This window comes from Oribacterium sinus, assembly GCF_963553175.1.
GTDB lineage: Bacteria > Bacillota > Clostridia > Lachnospirales > Lachnospiraceae > Oribacterium > Oribacterium sinus_B.
The window spans coordinates 23,996-43,404 of sequence record NZ_CAUVME010000017.1; the positions used below are offsets into that span (position 1 = coordinate 23,996).

The window sequence follows — 19,409 nt, forward strand, 5'->3', positions numbered from 1 at the left end:
TGTTTGTTACTTGTCAATTCTATAACAAAATTGGACAAATCGCAAGCAGAGGCTTAAATTGAAGTTGATTTATAGGTAATTATTATTGCAAAAAATTCCATAGATACAAAAAAGGAGAAGTGACTGTAAAAAATTACAATAGTTTTCTAAGCAATATAGGTCTGAAATTGGGGCACGCTCTCGCTAGCCTCGCCACGTAGCGGATACTAAGCGAAAAACTGCGTTTCTCTTGTTTTTCGCAAGTACCGACGGGCTCAGACTACCCCATAATCAGACCTATATTGCCGAAAACTTTTATATTTTAATTTTTTACAGTCACTTCCTCTTTAAAAATTATGGGAAATTATGCTTCGTGGTATAAGTCTCTCATTTCCTGCACGATGCTATGGAACATACTGATGGCATCCACCATGGGCTTTTCCGTGGAAAGATCCACTCCTGCAAGCTGTAACAAGGACACAGGATCATTGGTGCAGCCACTGGACAGGAACTTCTTGTATTGCTCCAGAGCTCCCTCTTCCTTGGCTAAAATTCTTTTGGCAATAGCACAGGATACGGCAAAGCTTGTTGCATACTGGTATACGTAGAAGTTATAGTAAAAATGAGGGATTCTGCTCCACTCTACGGCAATCAGATCATCAATCTTCATATCCGGACCAAAATAATAGCTATTCAAATCATAATAGACCTTCTCCAGGCTATCGGCAGTGATGGCTTCTCCTGCTTCCAACATAGAGGCGGCTTTACGTTCAAACTCGGAAAGCATAGTTTGTCTAAAGAAGGTTCCCTTAAAGCTCTCCAGGAAATGGTTGTAAAGATAGAGCTTCTCTTCCTTTTTTTTAGCCTGTTCCATCAGATAGTATAACAGCAGCACTTCGTTGGTGGTGGAAGCTACTTCCGCAACAAAAAGCTTGTATTGAGAATTCAGGAAGCCCTGCTCCTTTTCCGAATAATAGGAATGCATGGCATGTCCCAGCTCATGGGCTAAGGTAAAGAGGTCGTCCATGGTGCCCTGATAGCTCATAAGAATAAAGGGGTGGACACCGAAAACAGGGTTGCAGTACGCTCCCACTCTCTTTCCGTCATTTTCCCTGGCATCAATCCAATACTCGGAATAAGATTTTTTCAAAAGCTCCTGATAGTCCTCTCCTAAAGGCTTTAGACCTTTTAAAATCACTTCCTTGGCTTCTTCAAAATCAATATGGTACTCATAGTCCTTTACCATAGGCGCGTAAACGTCATACATGGAAAGATCTTCTAAGCCAAGCATTTCCTTTCGAAGAGCTACATAATCATGAAAGGCGGAAATCTTCTTGTGAACGGCGGAAATCAGATGATCCCAAACCTTCTCGGATACATCCACTTCTCCTACGGAGGCGGCAAAGGCTGTAGGATAGTTTCTTGCTTTGGCAAAGAAATACTGCTGCTTTAGCTGAGCGTCGAACAAAGCGGCAAAGGTATTTCTGTGCTCCTGATATACCTTATAAAAGGCTTCATATACCGCCTTACGTAGCGGACGGTTATTTCCGGTCTGTAAGGGGACAAAGCGGGCGTTACTGACGGGAATTTCTTCCCCGTTCATTTCCACGGAAGGAAATTGAAGATCGGCATTTTGCAGCATGGAAAATGCCTGATAAGGACCGCTGGCCATGGACTGGGCCGATGCCAAAAGCTTTTCGGCATTTTTATCTAAAGTATGCTCTTTTAATCTTCTGACATCCTTAATATAGACGGAATACTTCTCCAATTCCTTACAGTCTGAAAATGCTTTATCCAGATATTCCGAAGACAAGGAAAGAATCTCCGGATCGAAAAAGGCTAATTTTTCTCCGTTTCGAACCTCTACCGCCATTGCTTTCTGATTTAAGCTTAAGGCTTCCTGGTTTTTGGTATCCACATCGCTTTTCATCATGCTGTAGGCCAAAAAGTGGCTGGATAATAAGGCTAATGCCTCTTTCTCTTTCAAAGCCTTCAATAAAAGCTCCGGAGAACTGCCGAGACGTCCCTCATAGGAAGCAATTTCCGTTGCTTTCTCTTCGGATTCCGCCAAAGCTTTTAAAAATGCCTCGTCATTGGCATATAAATCATCAAAGTGCCAAACCTCTTCTCTACTTAGCTCATGTCTTTTTACACTCTTCATGTTATAGCCTTTCTTATAATTCTACTCTCTTGGCATCAGACCAGATTTTTTCCAGGTTGTAAAAGGATCTGGTTTCTTTATCAAAAAGATGCACGATAACATCCTTATAATCCAAAAGAATCCAACCGGAGCTGCTCTCTCCCTCCGCTTTACGATTATCCAAATGAACGGCTTCTTCCAGGGCATCCTTCAAGGCATCCAGCTGTCTTACATTATCTGCGGATACCAAAACAAAATAATCTGATAAAACGGAGATTTCGGAAATGTCTAAAACGATAATGTCACTTCCTTTTTTCTCATCTAAAACAGATACAATTTTTTTACATAAGTCCAAAGATTCCATTTATACCTCCTTTTTCTCTTGATAATATGCTAACGCATCCAGGGATAAAGAGCAACAATGCTGTCCCTTTTCTTTCACATAGGCTATACTTGCCTCCAGACAGAGCTTCACTGCCAAATTCAAATCTCGAAAGGCAATTTCCCGGATTGCATTTAAGTCTTCTCGATTCCCTCTTCTGACTTCTATGTAATCGGCCAGATATACAATCTTTTCCAAAGTGGTCATAGCCGGTTTTCCCAGGGTATGATAGTAAATAGCGGAGAGAATCTCTTCATTGTTGATTTGAAAATGTTTTTTGGCATAACAGGCGCCGTAAATACCGTGGAGAACCTGTGGCGCCTCCAAATACTCGGGAAGCAGAGGGATATGCTCTCTCTGACAAGCCTCCAGTAATTCTTTTTTTCCCATGTATTTTGCACAGTCGTGGCAAAGTCCTGCAAGCTCCGCTTTTTGGAGATCTACCCCGTGGGCCATAGCCAGACAAATGCTGGTAAAGGCCACACTTAAAGAATGTTCATAACGCTCCTTCTTTAAATGCTCCTGCAAATGCTTTCGAATTTCTTCGATTTTTTGCATAAATTCTTTTTCTTCCATGATTCCTCTTTGCTATAGATATCTTCTTTTATAGATATTTTCTTCGATATAGATATCTTCTTCTATATAGATATCCTCTTTATGATTTCCTTCTTTAACGGTAGAAGCCCTTTTTCAAAATGCACTCTTCCACCGACTTTGGAAGCATTCCTTGGATAGGCCTTCCTTCTTTCAGTCGATTCCGAATCTCCGTACTGGAAAGGTCGATAGCCGGCATAGGAAATAAGATGCAATGTAAAGAAAGATCTTTCTCCAAAGCTTTCCTTTCCTTTTGGAATGTAGAGAACTCCATCTCCCCGTTTCGATTGGCAACATAAAAATCCACCAGTTGCCCCAGTTCTTCTATTTTATGCCAGGAACGAAGGGTTAAAAACTGGTCGGTTCCGATTAAAAGACTGTAGGAATTCGTCGGATTCTGCCGCAGAAGTTCTCTTACCGTATCGATAGTATAGGAATTCCCATCCCTCTCTCCTTCTATAGGAGAGCAATCAAAATCCGGATATTTTTCGATAGCCAGTTCCAAAAGCTTCAGCCTATCGGCAAAGGGAAGCAAATCCTTCTGCTCTTTATGATAGGGGGTGCCGGTGGGGATAAAAAGAACCTTGGAAAAATGAGTGCTTTCCATGGCGGCCTCCGCCATTTTTAAATGTCCGTAATGCACCGGATTAAAGCTTCCCCCTAAAATGGCTATGGATTTCATAGAGAGAATTTCCGGTCTTTTTCTTCTTTTGCCGGTTTGTATAAAACAATCATACGACCGATAATCTGTACCAGCTCCGTTCCGGAACGTTCAGCAATGGTATTTCCCAGTTCTCGAAGATCATCGATACAATTTTTTAAAACATGAATCTTCATTAACTCATGTTTTTCCATATATTCCCTTACCGCTTCAATAAATTCCGGAGTAATGGAATTCTTTCCCAAAGAAAGGGTTGGTTCTATCTTCTGTGCCGCTCCTTTTAAAGCGGAACGCATTTTACTGTCTTTGATGTAGGATTTCATTCCTCGTCCTCCGTATCATAATATTCAAATTCATGGGCGTAAATCTTGATGGTATCCCCTTCCTTTAAGCCCATTTTCTTTAATTCTTTAATAATTCCCTGCTCTACCATAAAACGTTGGAAGAAAAGAAAGCCCTTTTCCGCTTCCAGGTTGGTATAGCCCAGCATTTTCTCCATCTTGGGGCCTTCCACGACAAATACACCCTCTTCAGGATGATCATAGCTGATGGCCAGCATTTCTACCGCACCAAGATTTTCCAGATCCACTTCGCTTTCATAAACCACAGCCTGCTCTTTATTTTCTTCCAATAGCTCCCAGGTTTTCTCCAATATTGGTAAAATTCCCTGATTGGAAGCTGCGGAAAGACGGAAAAGGGGGAGTTTATGCTCTGAACAATACTTCTCCAAAAGGGCCAGGTCTTCTTCCTGCTCTTTAGTCTGTACCAGCTCTATCTTATTAGCGGCCACAATCATAGGCTTACGGAGAATTTCCTCATCATATTCTTCACATTCCTTTTGGATCTGTAAAAAATCATCCAGAGGCTTTCTGCCTTCCGTTCCGGCAGCATCCACCATATGAATCAAAACTCTGGAACGATGGATATGGCGAAGGAATTGAAAGCCCAGTCCGACACCGGAGGAGGCGCCTTCGATAATCCCCGGAATATCCGCCATGACAAAGCTTCGGTCGCCCTTTAAATTCACAACGCCAAGGTGAGGATTTAAGGTGGTGAAATGGTAATTGGCAATTTCCGGTCTGGCATTGCTGCACATGGAAAGTAAGGTGGACTTTCCTACATTGGGATAGCCTACCAAGCCTACGTCCGCAATTACCCGTAATTCCATACGAAGGGTAATTTCTCTGGCCTCTTCTCCCGGCTGAGCAAACTTCGGTGCCTGCATGGCAGGGGTGGCAAAATGCATATTGCCTAAGCCCCCTTTACCGCCCTTTAATAAAACCATTCGCTGATTCTCTCCGCTCATATCCGCAATCAGCTTACCGGTCTCATCATCCTTTAAGAGCGTTCCTTCCGGAACCTTTAAGATCAGATCCTTACCGTTTTTTCCATGCATCTTCCGGCCGTCTCCCTCCTGTCCGGGTTCTGCGGCATATTTTGTTTTATGACGGAAGGGTTCCAGGCTGTTCAGCCCCTTATCCACTTCTACGATAATATCTCCGCCCTTCCCGCCGTCTCCACCGTCCGGGCCTCCTGCAGGAACAAACAATTCTCTGCGAAAGGATACATGGCCGTTGCCACCTTTTCCGCTTTTAACATAAATTTTTGCAATATCTGCAAACATGAATACTCCTTTTTCTAAAAAGAAGCAGGACGATTTCCTGCAAAATATTTTCCTTTACTATAGGAAAACCCCACGCCGGATAACCAGCATGGGGTTAATGTTTCCTTATGCCTTTGGAAGTACAGATACTTGCTTACGATCTCTTCCTAGACGGCCAAATTTAACGACTCCGTCCACCTTTGCAAATAAGGTGAAATCATTTCCCAAGCCTACATTCAGACCTGGATGAATTCTGGTTCCGTTCTGCTTGTACAGAATGTTTCCAGCCTTAACGAACTGACCATCTGCTCTCTTTTGACCAAGTCTTTTCGACTCGGAATCTCTACCGTTTTTGGTAGAGCCCATACCCTTATGATGAGCCATGTAATTTACCTATCCTTTCCTAAAAATTAACCAATCTTGTCAATTTTTACTTCTGTAAAAAGCTGTCTGTGACCATTCTTCTTGTGGTATCCGGACTTTCTCTTGTAACGGTAAACGATAACCTTCTTACCCTTACCATTCTGAAGAACAGTTCCGCTAACCTTTGCATTGGCAACTGTTGGTGTACCAATCTTCAAAGAACCGTCATTGAGAAGAAGAACCTGATCAAAAGTAATCTTTGCTCCCTCTTCTACTTCCAACTTCTCCACACGGATTACATCGCCTTCACTGACTTTGTACTGCTTTCCGCCACTTACAATTACTGCGTACATTAGGAATCCTCCTATAAAAATTTACTCGCTAGCTGTGGTGAGACATGCTTCTTAAACCTCGCTAGGCGGCATCCAGGTTACTTTACAGTAAACTGCCCTCTTCGTCAAGCTTTTTATGGCAAAATACTGCGATAATAAGGATAATTTGCCTGAACTTCATCTACGGAAATATTACCCGCTGTGCCGTTTTCATGGACTGCCAGCATTTTCCCTTCCTTGGTCCATTTTATAAAGACAACCACATGGCTTTCTCCGCTGGGTTGAATAATCAAATCTCCCGCCTTTAATTCACTGCGCTTGATTTTCTGGCCTTTTCCGATTAATTCCTGGGTGCTGGAGGCGAAATCCAAGCTCCTATCCACACTGGACCAGTAAGCCCATTGTACAAAGCCGGAGCAGTCTAAGCCCTTTCGATTTCTTCCCTTATAGTCCGAAGATGAAATGGTGGCTCCGAAATGGTTTCCTTCCAAGCCCTTTACCCCGGCTTTTCCTCCATAAAAATAGGGAACTTTTCCCACCGATGATAAGGCAAAATGAATCAAAGCTTTTCTTTCCTCGCTAAGATCCTCCGGCAAATCCTTCATATACGCGGATATTTCCTCCTCCGTAAGAGGAGACTTCTTTTCAACGGAAGAGATACTGAGACCGTAGTCTTTAAACCAGTCCTGTTCCTTCAAACGCTTTACGGCAGCTATGGTATAGTCATCCCAGCCATGCCAACGGCTTCCCGGCTTTTGGTCCTGTTCCTCCAAATCCTTGATAGAATCCAGTTGAATATTTCTCAGTCCGTTTTCATCATCGAAGCCGATAACGGTGATTTTAATGGTTAAATCCACATGTCCGGGACAATAATTTTTGGGTAAGTTTTTCTGCTCTTGAATACTGTTTGCTTTCTGCTCTGCCTTTGTTCCCGTTGTTTCCTTCGGCAGATTTGAGGCACTTAGTTCAGCATTTTGGGAGGCGCTGTTCTCCTTATTTTCACTAGACTTTTCCGACTGCTCTGTCATGGATTTGGATTCGGAGTTACTCTCTCCCCCTTCTCCGGCAGAGCTCCTTTGGCTGTTCTCCTGATTTGACTTTGTTTCCTGTGTTTGCTTACTTTCTTGTGCTTGTTTACTTTCCTGTGCCTGTTTATTCTCCTTTGTAGCGTTTGTGTTCTGATTTGCTTTGCTGTCAGTCGCTGTTTCGGAGGACTTTTCGGAAGCACTTTCCGCCCAGCTTTCTTCGCTTGCTTTTGTTTCCCCGCCTACGGGAGCGGCGGTATTGTCTGCCTCCTCCGCCAGCATTTCCTCTTTAGCATCCTTATGAATACAGCCCTGGTCATAATAGACCGGACCGATGCTTAAACTATAGGAATGAGACTTTGTATATAGCTCATTAACAATGGCACGAAAACGCTCTTCATCCAGATAATTATGCTGATAGGTATAAACACTGGCCATAGCCAAAATATCCTTTACATTACTGGATTCCTGAATTTCCTTTCCGTCTCCGTTGTAGTATCGATAATGAATATTTTTAAAATAAGGGATGGCCCAGCTGTTTTTTTGATCCGGTGATTGGCCGGATGCCTGGGGATTGTATCTTCCCAGAATAGTGGAACGCTTCAGGCCTAAAAGCTTTGCGGTATGCTCCGGGGTGTCTCCGGTACTATCATAGATCTTGGCAAGATCTGCACTTTCTCTTTCCATCAGTTCCTGATAGATTCTTCCTCCAACAGAGTCCAGGGGATTTCCGTCCTGACGGATATCCACAAGATTGTACCGGTCAATAAAGGGGCGAGGATTTAAAAATTCATCCTCCTTACGATCCGTATGGAGGGTATTGGTCCATTTCCCCTTTTCCGTCACACTACCGCTGGTTTTTAGAAGGCTGTCACTACTCTTGTTTAAAGCATTTTGTCTGTCATGCATCTTTTGGGCATATACGATGGACAGGCATAAAATCATAAACAAAGAAAGAAAGAAGAGCAAAAAACTTTCCTTCTTCTTGCTCTTCAAAAATAACTTAGCTTTTTCTATAGCCGGTTTCCATTTTCCTTTTTTCTTTCTACTCTTTGACAAGTGTTTATCCCCTACTCTTTTTATTAAAATGAAGTTTTTACATTACTTGTAATGATGCCTATAAAGATACCTTATAAAAATACCTTATAAAGATATTTATCCCTTACTACTTTTCGCGGCTGTTTTAAAGTATCAAAAACTTTGCAAATCCTTCTATCTTTTTTCGAAATACTCTTTTAACATTTTGTCACTATCCTTTTTTTCTAAGCTTTTCCAATAAGGCTTGAAAATCCGCAGGATAAGGAGCGGAAAATTCCATATACTCCCCGGTTCTGGGATGTTGGAACCCCAGTATCATGGCATGTAAGGCCTGTCCGGAAATCCCATCCTTCCTGTTTTTCAGTCCGTAAACCGGATCTCCCAAAAGGGGATGGCCTATGCTCTTCATGTGCACACGGATCTGATGGGTACGACCGGTTTCCAAACGGCACTCCACCAGAGTAGAGTCGGAAAATCGTTCCAAAACCTTATAATGGGTTACCGCCTCCTTCCCGTGCTTGTAGGATATGGCTTGTTTTTTTCTATCTTTTTCATCCCGGCCTATAGGCGCTGAAATGGTGCCTTCTTCCTCTTTGATTTTTCCAAAAACCAAGGCATGATAGCGTCTGGTGATACTATGCTCCTCCAATTGCTTTGCTAGACTTTGATGGCTTAGGTCATTTTTACAGATTAAAAGCAGACCTGTGGTGTCCTTGTCAATGCGATGGACGATTCCGGGACGATTCACTCCGTTAATGGAGGAAAGAGAAGCTCCTGCATGGGCTAGGACGGCATTCACCAAAGTGCCGCTGTAATGTCCCGCTGCAGGATGAACCACCATTCCTCTTTCTTTATTAACCACCAAAAGATCATTGTCTTCATAGACTATATCAAGGGGAATGGCTTCCGGAAGGACCTCCGGATCCTTTTGTTCCGGTATATCAAAGTCTATACGGTCTCCCGCCTTCACCTTTAGGGAAGCCTTGGCCATTTCTCCATTGACAGAAACACAGCCCTCCTGAATACATTTTCCCAGATAGGAACGACTGAAATCATGATCTTTCTGTTCAGACAAATATTTATCCAGACGTTGTCCTTCTTCATCCTTTGCTACTTCCCAAATCATTTCTTCTCCTTTAAGAAGGAAAACTCCTCTTCTTTATAGTAAAAGAAGAATAAAAACAGAAGGAAAAAGCAAGCCCCGGTTACATAGATGTCTGCAAGATTGAAGACGGGAAAATCAATGGGACGAAAATAAATAAAATCCACTACATAGGCTTGTCTTTGCCGATCGATACAATTTCCGATAGCTCCGGAAAACACCAAGAGAAGGGAAAAAAGAAAAGGCAGATACCTTTTCTTTATCGGCGTTTTGTAAAAAATAATCAGGACTCCCGCCAGCACAAAGATTGTAATGAGCAGGAAAATGATTTGTTGTCCATGTAGGATACCGAAGGCCGCTCCCGCATTTTCCACATACAGTAAGGAGAGAATGTTGGGAATCAATTGTATTTCTTTTCCGCTTTTTAAATATTCCACTGCCAATGCCTTAGTCCACTGATCCAGAAAAATCAACAGGGCACTGCATAGGAAGAAAACGATCCATGATGTTCCTTTTTTACTCATACTTCCTCACTTCTCATATACTGCTTCAATACCTCTTCAATGCGTTCTTTGCTGATGTCCTCTTCAATATAAGGACTGCAAAGTTGATGGAGCAAAACAAATTGGAGATGCTGATTTTTTTGTTTTTTATCCTTGGATAAGGCTTCAAAAATATCTTCATGCTTTAAAGCCTTGCAACGGGTCTCCAATCCCATATCTTCCATCAGCTCCTGTACCTTTAAAATATCTTCTTTAGCAATATTTTTGCAAAGAGATAGCGCCATAAGGCTTCCGAAGGCCACACATTGTCCATGGCTATAAGAAAAATCCGCAACCTTTTCAATGGCATGTCCTAAGCTGTGACCGAAGTTTAAAAATTTTCTGTCCCCATGCTCATAGGGGTCTTTTTCTACAAAATATTTCTTGATACGATTACTTTGATAAATCGTCTCCAAGAGAATTTCAGGATTTCTTTCCTGCAAAGCTTCTTTATGTTCCAGGAGATAAGGCAGATATTTTTCGTTATGAATTAAAGCGTGCTTAATGATTTCTCCCATACCGGAGGCATACTGTACCTTCGGTAAAGATAAAAGACAATGCATGGAGGAATACACCAGCTTAGGCATATGAAAGGCACCGATTAAATTCTTATAATGATAAAAATCCACTCCGGTCTTTCCGCCGATGGAAGAATCCACCTGGGCTAAAAGCGTGGTAGGAATCTGAATAAAATCAATTCCCCGGAGATAGCTTGCAGAGGCGAAGCCGGTCATATCGCCTACAACACCGCCCCCCAGAGCAATCATCATGTCTTTTCTTTCCAATTCCATATCCAAAGCAGCCTGATAGATTTTTTGGATATGCTCTAAATCTTTATACTCTTCTCCTGCCGGAAGTATACATACAGCTATAGCGGAAAAAGAGTCCTCTATGGTATTTTTCAAATCCTCCAAAAAAAGCTTGGCAACCTGGTCGTCAGTTACAATCAGCGCTTTTTTCTTTTTAGAAGATACAGAGTTTAAACGCTCCGGTAATGCCGAAAAATCCTTTTCTAAAAAAATACTGTAGATTAATGAATCTTCCTGATAAATGTCTAACTTTCTCATGCCAATTCTTCCCCTTAATCTATTACTTAAAGACAAATAAGAATATTAAAGCTTTCCGAGCTTGACAGAAATCCCGGAAAGACAAAAAAAGGCATACCCCATAGGATATGCCTTAATAAACGAGATTACATATTCAGATGAATGCCGTTATACTCCGCATTAGAGGAGAATACACTTCCTGCAAAGTCACCGGATAATTCCACATCCTCTGGGCCAGCGATGAAAATATAAGTGGAAATCTTCTTGATATCTCCGCCAATGGCATACACTGTTCCGGAAACAATATCAATAATTCGCTGAGCAATTTCAGTATGAAGGCCTTCCATATTCAATAAAACAGAGGTGCCATCCAAAAGATAATCACTGACGTTGATTGCATCTCCCAAAGAGCTGGGCTTCATCATAACAACCTGCATGCTGGCTGATTTAGGCTCTACCTTTTCTTTGGACTTACCAAACAATCGAATCTTCGGTTCAGCGGACTCTTCCTCTTCTCTTCTGGAGAAGAAAGAGCTTCTCTTTGGTGCTGCTTCCTCTTCTTCCTCGTACTCGTCCTCAAAATCATAATCCTGATCTAAGTCATCGTACTCGTCTTCACGATCCAAATTCATTTTCTTCATTAAATTGCTAAAAAAGCTCATATCGATCTCCCAATTTGGTCTAATTAAACAAGATTATTTTACTCAATTTTAAGATATTGTCAAGCTTAAAAAATATCAATTTACCTGAATATTTTAAGGCTCTCATACAGCTACAGGGTAAAAGGGCATAATCAATAGATAATCTGCCCATCCGTGACCATATTTCCTTGTAAAACAATATGATCATATACGGAAATGCCGTTTTTACTGTGGGAGTCTACAATGAGATAGTCATCATTTTTTTCTATCACTTGAATAGGATGGAAAATTGCATAGCCTCGATTAATATCATAGACACCTTCCAGTGCTTTCCTTGGTCCAACCACAAAGGAAGCATTTCCCGACTCCTTTACCAGAACATTTCCACTTTGGATATCCTGGGCCGAGGGGTTGGTTTCAATTTTTAAATAGCAATATTGATCATCTGTCATATAAATATCGGTAGAAAGAAATTCTCTACTGCCATCAGCTTTTTGACGATAAAAACCGCTACTCTTATCCGGTCCCTGCCTTAAAAATTCCTTTGGGACAATGTAAAAATCTTTGTTAACTACAGAAGAAACCGGAATCTTTAATCCGCTTTCTTCCTTTTCCTGCATGGAGAAGGTCACAAAGCGGGAATCCAGAAAGTAGTCCAAATAATCGTCCAGCTTAATATCCCCATAGATTTTGCCGTCTTCTCCTCGATATAGAGAAAAGCTTCCCTGCAAATCCATGGAATTTACCGGAAAATGAATATTTACCGTAGTAGTATTTTCCATCTTCTTGGCATCTCCTTCCTCCAAAGGAAATAAAATTTCCCATTGGGAGGAGGTAATTATTTTATATAAAGGATTGCCGGCTTCTACACGAACGCCGTTTTGGGCATAGTTTACAGAGCTTTGGGCATTTTGCAGAATCTCCGCCGTAAGTTTTTCTTTTTGAAAGTCCTCATAACCGTCAATGGTATAAGAGACAATACCGGCTTCTTCCGCATCCATCACGGTATAGGAAATCCCTAACTGGGAAAGAGCCTTTTGTACCGTATTTTCTCCCTCTTCCGTATTAAATAAGAGAGTGTTTTGAAGACTGCCCTGAAGGGTATACAGCCCGGTAAACTGATTGTTTTGAAAGCTGCCTGCAAAGTCCTGAAGACGAAGGCGAATATCTTCTATCTGTTGCTGGGTAAATTCTCCTAAAAGTTCGGGGTGTTCCTGTAAATACTTCTCCAGATTTCCGGTTTCGTCAATAAAGTACAGCTCTCCTCCCTTACTGACTCTTCTTCCGTCCGCTACGGAAAAATGCACATAACCGGACTCTTTGGCGGAATAGCTTTTTTCTTCCCGAATGATCAATCCGGTATACTGTTTTTCTCTCACGAGACTACCCTCTCCCACTTCATAAAAACGAAGGCTTTGTCTTCGGCTGTAGGAAAATACACTAAAAAGAATATAGAGAGCAATAATCACAAAGATTATTCCCTCTATATTCCACATGCTATTCTTTTTGCTCTTTCTTGAACTTGGCATAGTTACAGTGCAATCGCAATATGGTCTCTTAATTCAAGTGGAACATCTTCTTTGTCCATGGACAAACTGCTGATGATGTTAATCTTGTATTTTTCGGACAAAGCATCCAATTTACGTACACAGTCTCCGATAGGCTTTCCTTCCAGACTGGCCAGCTTTAAAAAACTATCTAAAATCAAATATTCCAAATCATGATCCTGAGAAATAATTCCACTGATAAAGCCGACAAACTCATCCTCCGACTCCAACTGGAATTCATTGACATTAATCAAACGTACCTTGTTGTTAAGCTCATACATATGCTGAGAGGAGCGATCCAAAAAATCCACCGTTCCCTTTGCTTCCGTAACGGCTTTGTTCGCCCGATCAATGAGCTGTTTTGTCTTTCCTTTTCCTCTTTGTCCTACAATAAACTGAACCATATGCATTCCTCCTTTAATTCTGAACAAGAAACGATAGCCTATGCTACAATGCCCTGCTTTTTATAAAAAGTATAGACTATTCATGAAATCTTATCAAGTAAGTTTGTCATATTCTCATATAGATTCTCTTTATTTGTCCCCTTCATTACAACAGAATAATAGGGGATAGCAGTGGAAGCTTTGTCCACACTTAAGGCTAAGCAATAGCCTGCTTTTTTGGTGGTTCCTGTTTTTGCCGCCAAGATTTCCAAACCGTCGGGAAGCTCCTTCTCTCCGGTAGAATATAAATTTGTTGCCTTCCATACCTGAGACTTGGGAATACCGTTTTTATCTTTGTATTGTACCTGAATTTCTTTTGTGGCCAGAATTTCCCGTAAGCTGTCATATTTCATGCATTCTTTTAAAATGAGGTAGATATCATAGGGAGAAGTATAATGATTATCATCCGGCAAACCGTGGGGATTGGTAAAATGGCTGGAAAGGCAACCTAGTTCCAAAGCTTTCTCATTCATCCTGTCTACAAAAGCGGAAACAGAACCTGCCGTAGCCTCTGCCACAGCGACAGCTGCATCATTTCCGGAGGGGAGAAGCATACCGTATAAGAGATTTCTGATGCTAAGACTCTCTCCAACCTGTAAAAATGCGGTGGAAGAACCTGCTTCTTTGATTACGGAGGAGCCGGAAACCACAAATTCCTGATCTAGATTTTCCACGGAAGATACACAAACCAGAGCAGTCATTAATTTGGTGATGCTGGCGGGATAAGTTCTGTCATAGGGATGATTAAAGGAGATAGCCCGATCTCCTTCCTTACCGTCTTCTTCCACCAAAAGAAAATATTCCGCGTCCATATCCTGGATTTGCGCGCTTGTATCTGAAGGAATAGCCAAATCCTTGGCAAAGCTTTTGGTGCTGTTCTGAATATCCTCTTCCACGGTAATGGAAGATAATCTTTGTATACTTTGTTCTTCCTGAAAGGCCTTTTCCAGCTTCGGTTTACAGGAGCTAAGGCAAAGAGGAAAAATACACAGCAAAAGAAAGGCTTTTTTCCTTCTTAAAAAAGTACTCAAAGCCTTTCTTCTAGCCAATATTCCTCCACTCTAACTCACCACGTTCCAGAGCGTGAATTAATAATTCTCCTGTTGCCAGATTTGTGGCAATAGGAATATTGTAAATATCGCATAATCTGACTACGGAATTTACTTCCGGTTCCGTATCCCTTACCGGAGAGGGATCTCTTAAGAAAATCACCATATCCAAATTTCCCTGTTCGATTTGAGATGCCAGTTGTCTGGCTCCTCCGGTTTCTCCCGGGAGAAACTTATGGATTTTCAGATTGGTAACTTCCTCTACCAAAGTGCCTGTAGTTCCGGTTGCATATAATTCATGTCTAGTCAGGATACCTCTGTAAGCAATACAGAAATTTTGCATGAGCTTCTTCTTGGAATCATGCGCAATTAAACCTACCTTCATCTCTACCCTCCTACGTCTTCCTTTGTAAAGCAACATTTAAGACTATTCCGAAACCAAAGTATACGGACAGCAGGGAACTAACGCCTCGCGAAAAAAAGGGAAGTGTAATTCCGGTATTCGGAAACAGTCCGGTTGCCACCGCAATATTTGTATAGGTCTGAAATCCGATCCAGGCCATAACGCCTACACATATTAGCCGACCACTTAAGGTTTTTGCCCTATAGGCTATTATAAGACATTCTAAGATAATCAACAAGAAGATTATAATAATTATTAAAGAACCTCGAAAGCCCAATTCTTCTCCGATTACCGCGAAAATAAAGTCATTATCCTCTTCCACCAAAAAGTTTCCGTTTTTTACGGAGAAAATGGAATTATTAAAAAGTCCCTTTCCGTTAAACATTCCGGAACCGATGGCCATGATGGACCACATTTGCTGGTAATAATCATTGCTGTTTTCGGAAGGATTTAAAAAGGTCAAAATTCTTTGTACCTGATAGCCCTGTAATATCGGAATCTTATCATAGAGTCCGGAGGAAAAAAGGTAGAAAAGAAGTCCCAAAACCACTACTACCACCCCTAAAAAGGCGAAAATCCATTTTAATTTCAAGGGGGAGGCAAAGGTCATGGCGGCAACAATGACCGTCATAATAATGGTTGTGGATAGATTCGGCTGAATCATTACCAAGCCCACAGGAATGGAAAAGTAAAGCGCTTCCATTAGTAAGGCATGGGGGTGATTGATATCCTCCTTTAACTTTTGCAGGTAGTCCGCAAAGAATAGAATCAATCCCACCTTTACGAACTCCGAGGGCTGTACCTTTCCCAAAACCGGAACGGTAATCCATCGGGTTGCACCGTGTCCTGATGCGGTACCGTAGATTTTAACACCGGCTAAAATCAGGACGGAGAGAACATAAATCCAAGGGGACCATTTGCAAATCTTCCGGTAATCAATTAAAGAGATGCCCACACACATGGCCAGTCCTACAAAGGAGCCGAGAATCTGTCGCACCACAAGGGGATCCTTAAAGCTTTCCGCCGATGTTGCGGAGCGGACGATAAAGATTCCGATGGTATTTAAGGCAATCATGTATAGGACAAGCCGAAAATCATATTGCTTAAAGTCATAATCTAATTTCCACTTCATATCATCTCTTTCTTTTAGTCACTGACATTGACCGATAAAATGGAGCTGGCATCTCTTTGTAAAATGGTATCCATACTGAGTTTTCCGAAACAATAGTCATAAACCATATTGGCCAGGCTGGCTGCGTTTCCGGAGGAATAGCCGTAGGGAATATTTACCGTAACGGAGATCTGAGGATCTTCATAAGGGGCATAGGAAACGAACACCGCATGGTTACCTCGATCTTCTCTTTCCTGCGCAGTTCCGGTTTTTCCGGCAACGGTAATAGTTTGCCCTAAGAATACATTCTTGGCTACACCCTCGGTAATCACCTTTCGAAGACCTTCATGTACCGCATTCCATGTGCTATCCGCATAGTCCAAATGTCTCAATAGAGAGGCACCCACTTCTTCCACCGTCTTTCCCTTAGGGTCTGCAATTTTATCCACTATAGAAAGATTATAAAGATTGCCTCCATTGGCAACAGCGGTAATGTATTTTGCCAGCTGGGCAGTATTATAGGCATGATTTCCCTGTCCCATAGCGGAACGTTCCGGATCATAGTCAGAAATTCTGGGTTCTGCCTCATCCAGTTCAATGCCGGATTTTTCGTTTAAGCCAAAGTCACTCGCATATTTCCGGATTCTTTCCATTCCCAGTTCCGCATTGTAATTTCCCTCTGCATCCGTTGCCAAACGATGTCCTAAATCCGCAAAGAAATAGTTACAGGAATTTTTGATACCATCCACCAAGGTTTCATTTCCGTGGCGGGAAGGCCAAATCCAGCAACGAATATTAGGTGTAACTTCCTCATACTTACCTGTACAGTCAATGACAGTGCTTAAATCCAATACCTTTTCTTCCAAAGAAGCAATGGAGCTAATGGGCTTAAAGGAGGAACCGGGAGCCAACTGGGTTTGGGTTGCACCGTTAAGCAGCGGTAAGGATAAGTCTTCATTACATTTTTTTAAATAAGCGGCATCATTAATCCGATTGTTGTCAAAACCGGGATAGCTGACCAAAGCACGAACCTTTCCGGTCTTTACATCCGTCACTACCACGGAACCGTTACAGGGATCCAGAGCGAACTGTGCGGGAGTAAGTTGCAGCTTTCTGATTTTATCAATCAGAAAGGTATAGGCAAAATGACTGTCTCCCCGGGCTAAAGCATCATAGGAAGCGGCATCCTGGGGCAATACGTTTTGTTCAAAAAGAGCCATCAAAAGAAGATTGCCTCTGATTTTTTGATTTGCGATAGCGTACTTGTATAGCAGCTTTTCAAATCCGGAATCCTCTCGTAAAAAACTCATGATTTTATTAACAAAGAGCTGGTAAATCTGCGCACTGTCCGAATACTCCTCCGATAAGTTCAGCTTGGTCGTATCAATCCACCCCTCTTCTATTCCTTTTTTGATAAAATCATGAAGGGATATACTGTCGCTTTTCCAGGAGGCAAGAGCCTGGGAAGATTTAAATCGGGAGTCCTCCGGATTTACGATTCCGCCTTCTTTTCCTAATAGGTAATCGTAGATATAAACCATATAGCCCTGCATTTCCTGGGGAAGAGCGGATAATTCTCCGCCGCTATCCTGCATAAGGACAGCTTCCACTTGAGAAAGCACGGCTTCTTTATTTTCTTGAAATAGAGCCCCGATCTGCTTTTCTGCATCTCCGGCATCCTCTGCGGTAAAATGCTCTTTATTCAGGACATTGTTATTAATGAGCTGGTAATAAGCGTCCTTTACGGGAATCATCAGCTGGGACTGCTTTAAAGCACTTTGGTCCAGCTCATTCTGTTCCGTAATCTTGGAGGCTAAAATTCCTGCCAATTCCTGCTCTAAAAGATGATATATGGAAATCTGATCGTTAGCGGAAATGGTGGTATAAATATCATTACCCGCTCCGGGCTTTTCCTCGGAGATAACCTCCATAATACTTCCCACGTTGTTCAGATACATTTCCTTGTATCCTTTTTTTCCTTTTAAGACAAGATCCTCACTCTTTTCCAGTCCCCAAACGCCCACCACATCATTTACCGCATAGGAGCTGTCCTGCTTTTGTAAATCCGCCAGCTGACTTTCCTGTACCTGACCGGTATATCCTACGATATGGGAAAGGTAAGGGGCATAATTGTATTTTCGAACAGAGACATTTTCAATATCCACGCCGGGGAGATCATACTTGGATTCCAGAATTTCCGCCATACATTCCCGGGAAACATTATCTACAATAGTGGTGCTCATATAACGCTGATAGGAGGTCAGCCTTAGGGTATAAATAATACCGATCATATCCAAAGCGGTTTCATCCGATAATGTGATGGGCTTTCCGTTCTCATCCTGAAGCTTTGTAAAGTTGTATAATTTTTTTGCCTGTAAGAAGCATTGCTCAGCGGTACTGTTAGCTTCCTTTTCACTTAACTTCTCCGGCGTTTTTCGAAAAACATTGGCAATGAGGCGTTGCTTATCCTGATCGCTTGTGGTAGTAAAGACAAAGCTTCCGTCTTCCTGTTTTTGTACTTTAAACTGGCTCTTGACGGGATATTGATACTTTTCAATAATTTCCGCCAGCTTTTTTAACATTAAATTTCTTTTATTGATTCCGGCACTGGTTCCGGAAAAGCTTCCGGTTTCCGCAATCGTTATATTGTATTGTAATTCATTGTAAGCCAAAAGCTTTCCGTCTTTATCGTAAATATTTCCTCTGGTTCCGGGAATCACCAAATCCTGTTTAGTGTTTTTTTGGTATTCCTGTAAATAATCATTTCCATGCAAAATCTGCAGACGAAAAAGATGTAGCGTTAAAACAGAAAATAAAAGGAAAAATATGATGGATAATGCAAAGAGTCTGGAGGAAAACAGGCGGTTTAGCATTTCTTTTAGAAAACCGAATAACTCTTTCATCATAAGACTTTTTCCTCCAATTTCTTGCTGGCACTAAAGAAAAAACGATATAAAACTACGGTAAGTAAAAAGGAAAATACAATAGAGGGGAGAACAATATGCAAGGCATAATAAGGAATATTTCCCTTTCCCCGAACGGCAAAACGGAAAATATAGATATATAGGTGATAAATAAGACCGCTGACTACACAAAGAAACAATGGTAGGGTAATGTATTCTTCATAGTAATAATGATGAAAATAGCCGTTACCATAACCGATCAATACAAAAATCAGGGAATAGAATCCAAAGGGACCGGAATAAAACAAATCCATCAAAAGTCCGGCACAAAGTCCATAAAACATTCCCGGTAAAGAGCCATAATAAAAGCCGAAGGAAAAGCAAAGAATCAAAAGCAGATTAGGACTTGCGGACAAAAAGGGAAGCAGGGGAAATACACTGGTTTGCAATAAAAATGCCAGAATCAAAAGGGCAAAGTAAAACATTGCCATGATTCTTTTTGCGC

The 19,409-nt window shown here is 41.7% G+C and carries 20 protein-coding genes; all 20 read right to left on the reverse strand.

Annotated elements, in window-relative coordinates; genetic code table 11:
- Positions 1 to 343: 343 nt before the first annotated feature.
- The 20 genes from pepF to mreD all read right to left on the reverse strand — a co-directional run bounded on the left by pepF (position 344) and on the right by mreD (position 19,395).
- On the reverse strand, positions 344 to 2,140 hold the full coding sequence (pepF, locus tag RYO92_RS06295; RefSeq protein WP_315369829.1) for an oligoendopeptidase F: 1,797 nt from the start codon (positions 2,138 to 2,140) through the stop codon (positions 344 to 346).
- Positions 2,141 to 2,153: 13 nt separating this feature from the next.
- Positions 2,154 to 2,483 (reverse strand): ribosome silencing factor, encoded by a 330-nt coding sequence (gene rsfS, locus RYO92_RS06300; protein WP_007156125.1) that lies wholly within the window; start codon positions 2,481 to 2,483, stop codon positions 2,154 to 2,156.
- The gene (yqeK, locus tag RYO92_RS06305; RefSeq protein ID WP_315369830.1) at positions 2,484 to 3,077 is read right to left on the reverse strand and encodes a bis(5'-nucleosyl)-tetraphosphatase (symmetrical) YqeK; all 594 of its coding nucleotides are present in this window, start codon (positions 3,075 to 3,077) and stop codon (positions 2,484 to 2,486) included.
- A gap of 94 nt (positions 3,078 to 3,171) precedes the next feature.
- Positions 3,172 to 3,777 (reverse strand): nicotinate (nicotinamide) nucleotide adenylyltransferase, encoded by a 606-nt coding sequence (nadD, locus tag RYO92_RS06310; protein WP_315369831.1) that lies wholly within the window; start codon positions 3,775 to 3,777, stop codon positions 3,172 to 3,174.
- On the reverse strand, positions 3,774 to 4,079 hold the full coding sequence (locus tag RYO92_RS06315; protein WP_007156121.1) for a YhbY family RNA-binding protein: 306 nt from the start codon (positions 4,077 to 4,079) through the stop codon (positions 3,774 to 3,776). The genes nadD and RYO92_RS06315 overlap by 4 nt, the downstream gene beginning before the upstream one ends.
- Positions 4,076 to 5,380, reverse strand: coding sequence for a GTPase ObgE (gene obgE, locus RYO92_RS06320; protein ID WP_315369832.1), 1,305 nt, complete (start codon positions 5,378 to 5,380; stop codon positions 4,076 to 4,078). The genes RYO92_RS06315 and obgE overlap by 4 nt, the downstream gene beginning before the upstream one ends.
- A gap of 105 nt (positions 5,381 to 5,485) precedes the next feature.
- Entirely contained in the window at positions 5,486 to 5,743 is a 258-nt protein-coding gene (gene rpmA / locus RYO92_RS06325; protein WP_007156119.1) for a 50S ribosomal protein L27, read from the reverse strand.
- A gap of 26 nt (positions 5,744 to 5,769) precedes the next feature.
- On the reverse strand, positions 5,770 to 6,075 hold the full coding sequence (gene rplU, locus RYO92_RS06330) for a 50S ribosomal protein L21 (protein WP_007156118.1): 306 nt from the start codon (positions 6,073 to 6,075) through the stop codon (positions 5,770 to 5,772).
- Positions 6,076 to 6,188: 113 nt separating this feature from the next.
- Positions 6,189 to 8,138, reverse strand: coding sequence for a C40 family peptidase (locus tag RYO92_RS06335; protein ID WP_315369833.1), 1,950 nt, complete (start codon positions 8,136 to 8,138; stop codon positions 6,189 to 6,191).
- 190 nt (positions 8,139 to 8,328) lie between these two features.
- Entirely contained in the window at positions 8,329 to 9,243 is a 915-nt protein-coding gene (locus RYO92_RS06340; protein WP_315369834.1) for an RluA family pseudouridine synthase, read from the reverse strand.
- Positions 9,240 to 9,743: a signal peptidase II gene (lspA, locus tag RYO92_RS06345; protein WP_315369835.1), complete on the reverse strand. Its 504-nt coding sequence runs from the start codon at positions 9,741 to 9,743 to the stop codon at positions 9,240 to 9,242. Before lspA ends, RYO92_RS06340 begins: the two co-directional genes overlap by 4 nt.
- Positions 9,740 to 10,828, reverse strand: coding sequence for a 3-dehydroquinate synthase (gene aroB, locus RYO92_RS06350; protein ID WP_315369836.1), 1,089 nt, complete (start codon positions 10,826 to 10,828; stop codon positions 9,740 to 9,742). Before aroB ends, lspA begins: the two co-directional genes overlap by 4 nt.
- 125 nt (positions 10,829 to 10,953) lie before the next feature.
- Positions 10,954 to 11,469, reverse strand: coding sequence for a cell division protein SepF (locus RYO92_RS06355; RefSeq protein ID WP_243155874.1), 516 nt, complete (start codon positions 11,467 to 11,469; stop codon positions 10,954 to 10,956).
- 131 nt (positions 11,470 to 11,600) lie between these two features.
- The gene (locus RYO92_RS06360; protein WP_315364964.1) at positions 11,601 to 12,977 is read right to left on the reverse strand and encodes an HlyD family efflux transporter periplasmic adaptor subunit; all 1,377 of its coding nucleotides are present in this window, start codon (positions 12,975 to 12,977) and stop codon (positions 11,601 to 11,603) included.
- 2 nt (positions 12,978 to 12,979) lie between these two features.
- Complete coding sequence (locus tag RYO92_RS06365) at positions 12,980 to 13,399, reverse strand: twitching motility protein PilT (RefSeq protein WP_183684018.1); 420 nt, start codon at positions 13,397 to 13,399, stop codon at positions 12,980 to 12,982.
- A gap of 80 nt (positions 13,400 to 13,479) precedes the next feature.
- Positions 13,480 to 14,487, reverse strand: coding sequence for a D-alanyl-D-alanine carboxypeptidase family protein (locus RYO92_RS06370; RefSeq protein WP_315364965.1), 1,008 nt, complete (start codon positions 14,485 to 14,487; stop codon positions 13,480 to 13,482).
- Positions 14,480 to 14,872 carry a methylglyoxal synthase gene (locus RYO92_RS06375; RefSeq protein WP_040648314.1) on the reverse strand — a complete coding sequence of 131 codons (393 nt, stop codon included), beginning with the start codon at positions 14,870 to 14,872 and terminating at the stop codon, positions 14,480 to 14,482. Before RYO92_RS06375 ends, RYO92_RS06370 begins: the two co-directional genes overlap by 8 nt.
- 10 nt (positions 14,873 to 14,882) lie before the next feature.
- The gene (locus RYO92_RS06380; RefSeq protein WP_183684019.1) at positions 14,883 to 16,022 is read right to left on the reverse strand and encodes an FtsW/RodA/SpoVE family cell cycle protein; all 1,140 of its coding nucleotides are present in this window, start codon (positions 16,020 to 16,022) and stop codon (positions 14,883 to 14,885) included.
- A 14-nt stretch (positions 16,023 to 16,036) separates the two neighbouring features.
- A complete protein-coding gene (locus tag RYO92_RS06385) occupies positions 16,037 to 18,907 on the reverse strand; it encodes a penicillin-binding transpeptidase domain-containing protein (protein WP_315369838.1) in 2,871 nt (956 codons plus the stop codon).
- Positions 18,904 to 19,395 (reverse strand): rod shape-determining protein MreD, encoded by a 492-nt coding sequence (gene mreD / locus RYO92_RS06390; RefSeq protein WP_040648512.1) that lies wholly within the window; start codon positions 19,393 to 19,395, stop codon positions 18,904 to 18,906. Before mreD ends, RYO92_RS06385 begins: the two co-directional genes overlap by 4 nt.
- Positions 19,396 to 19,409 lie beyond the last annotated feature (14 nt).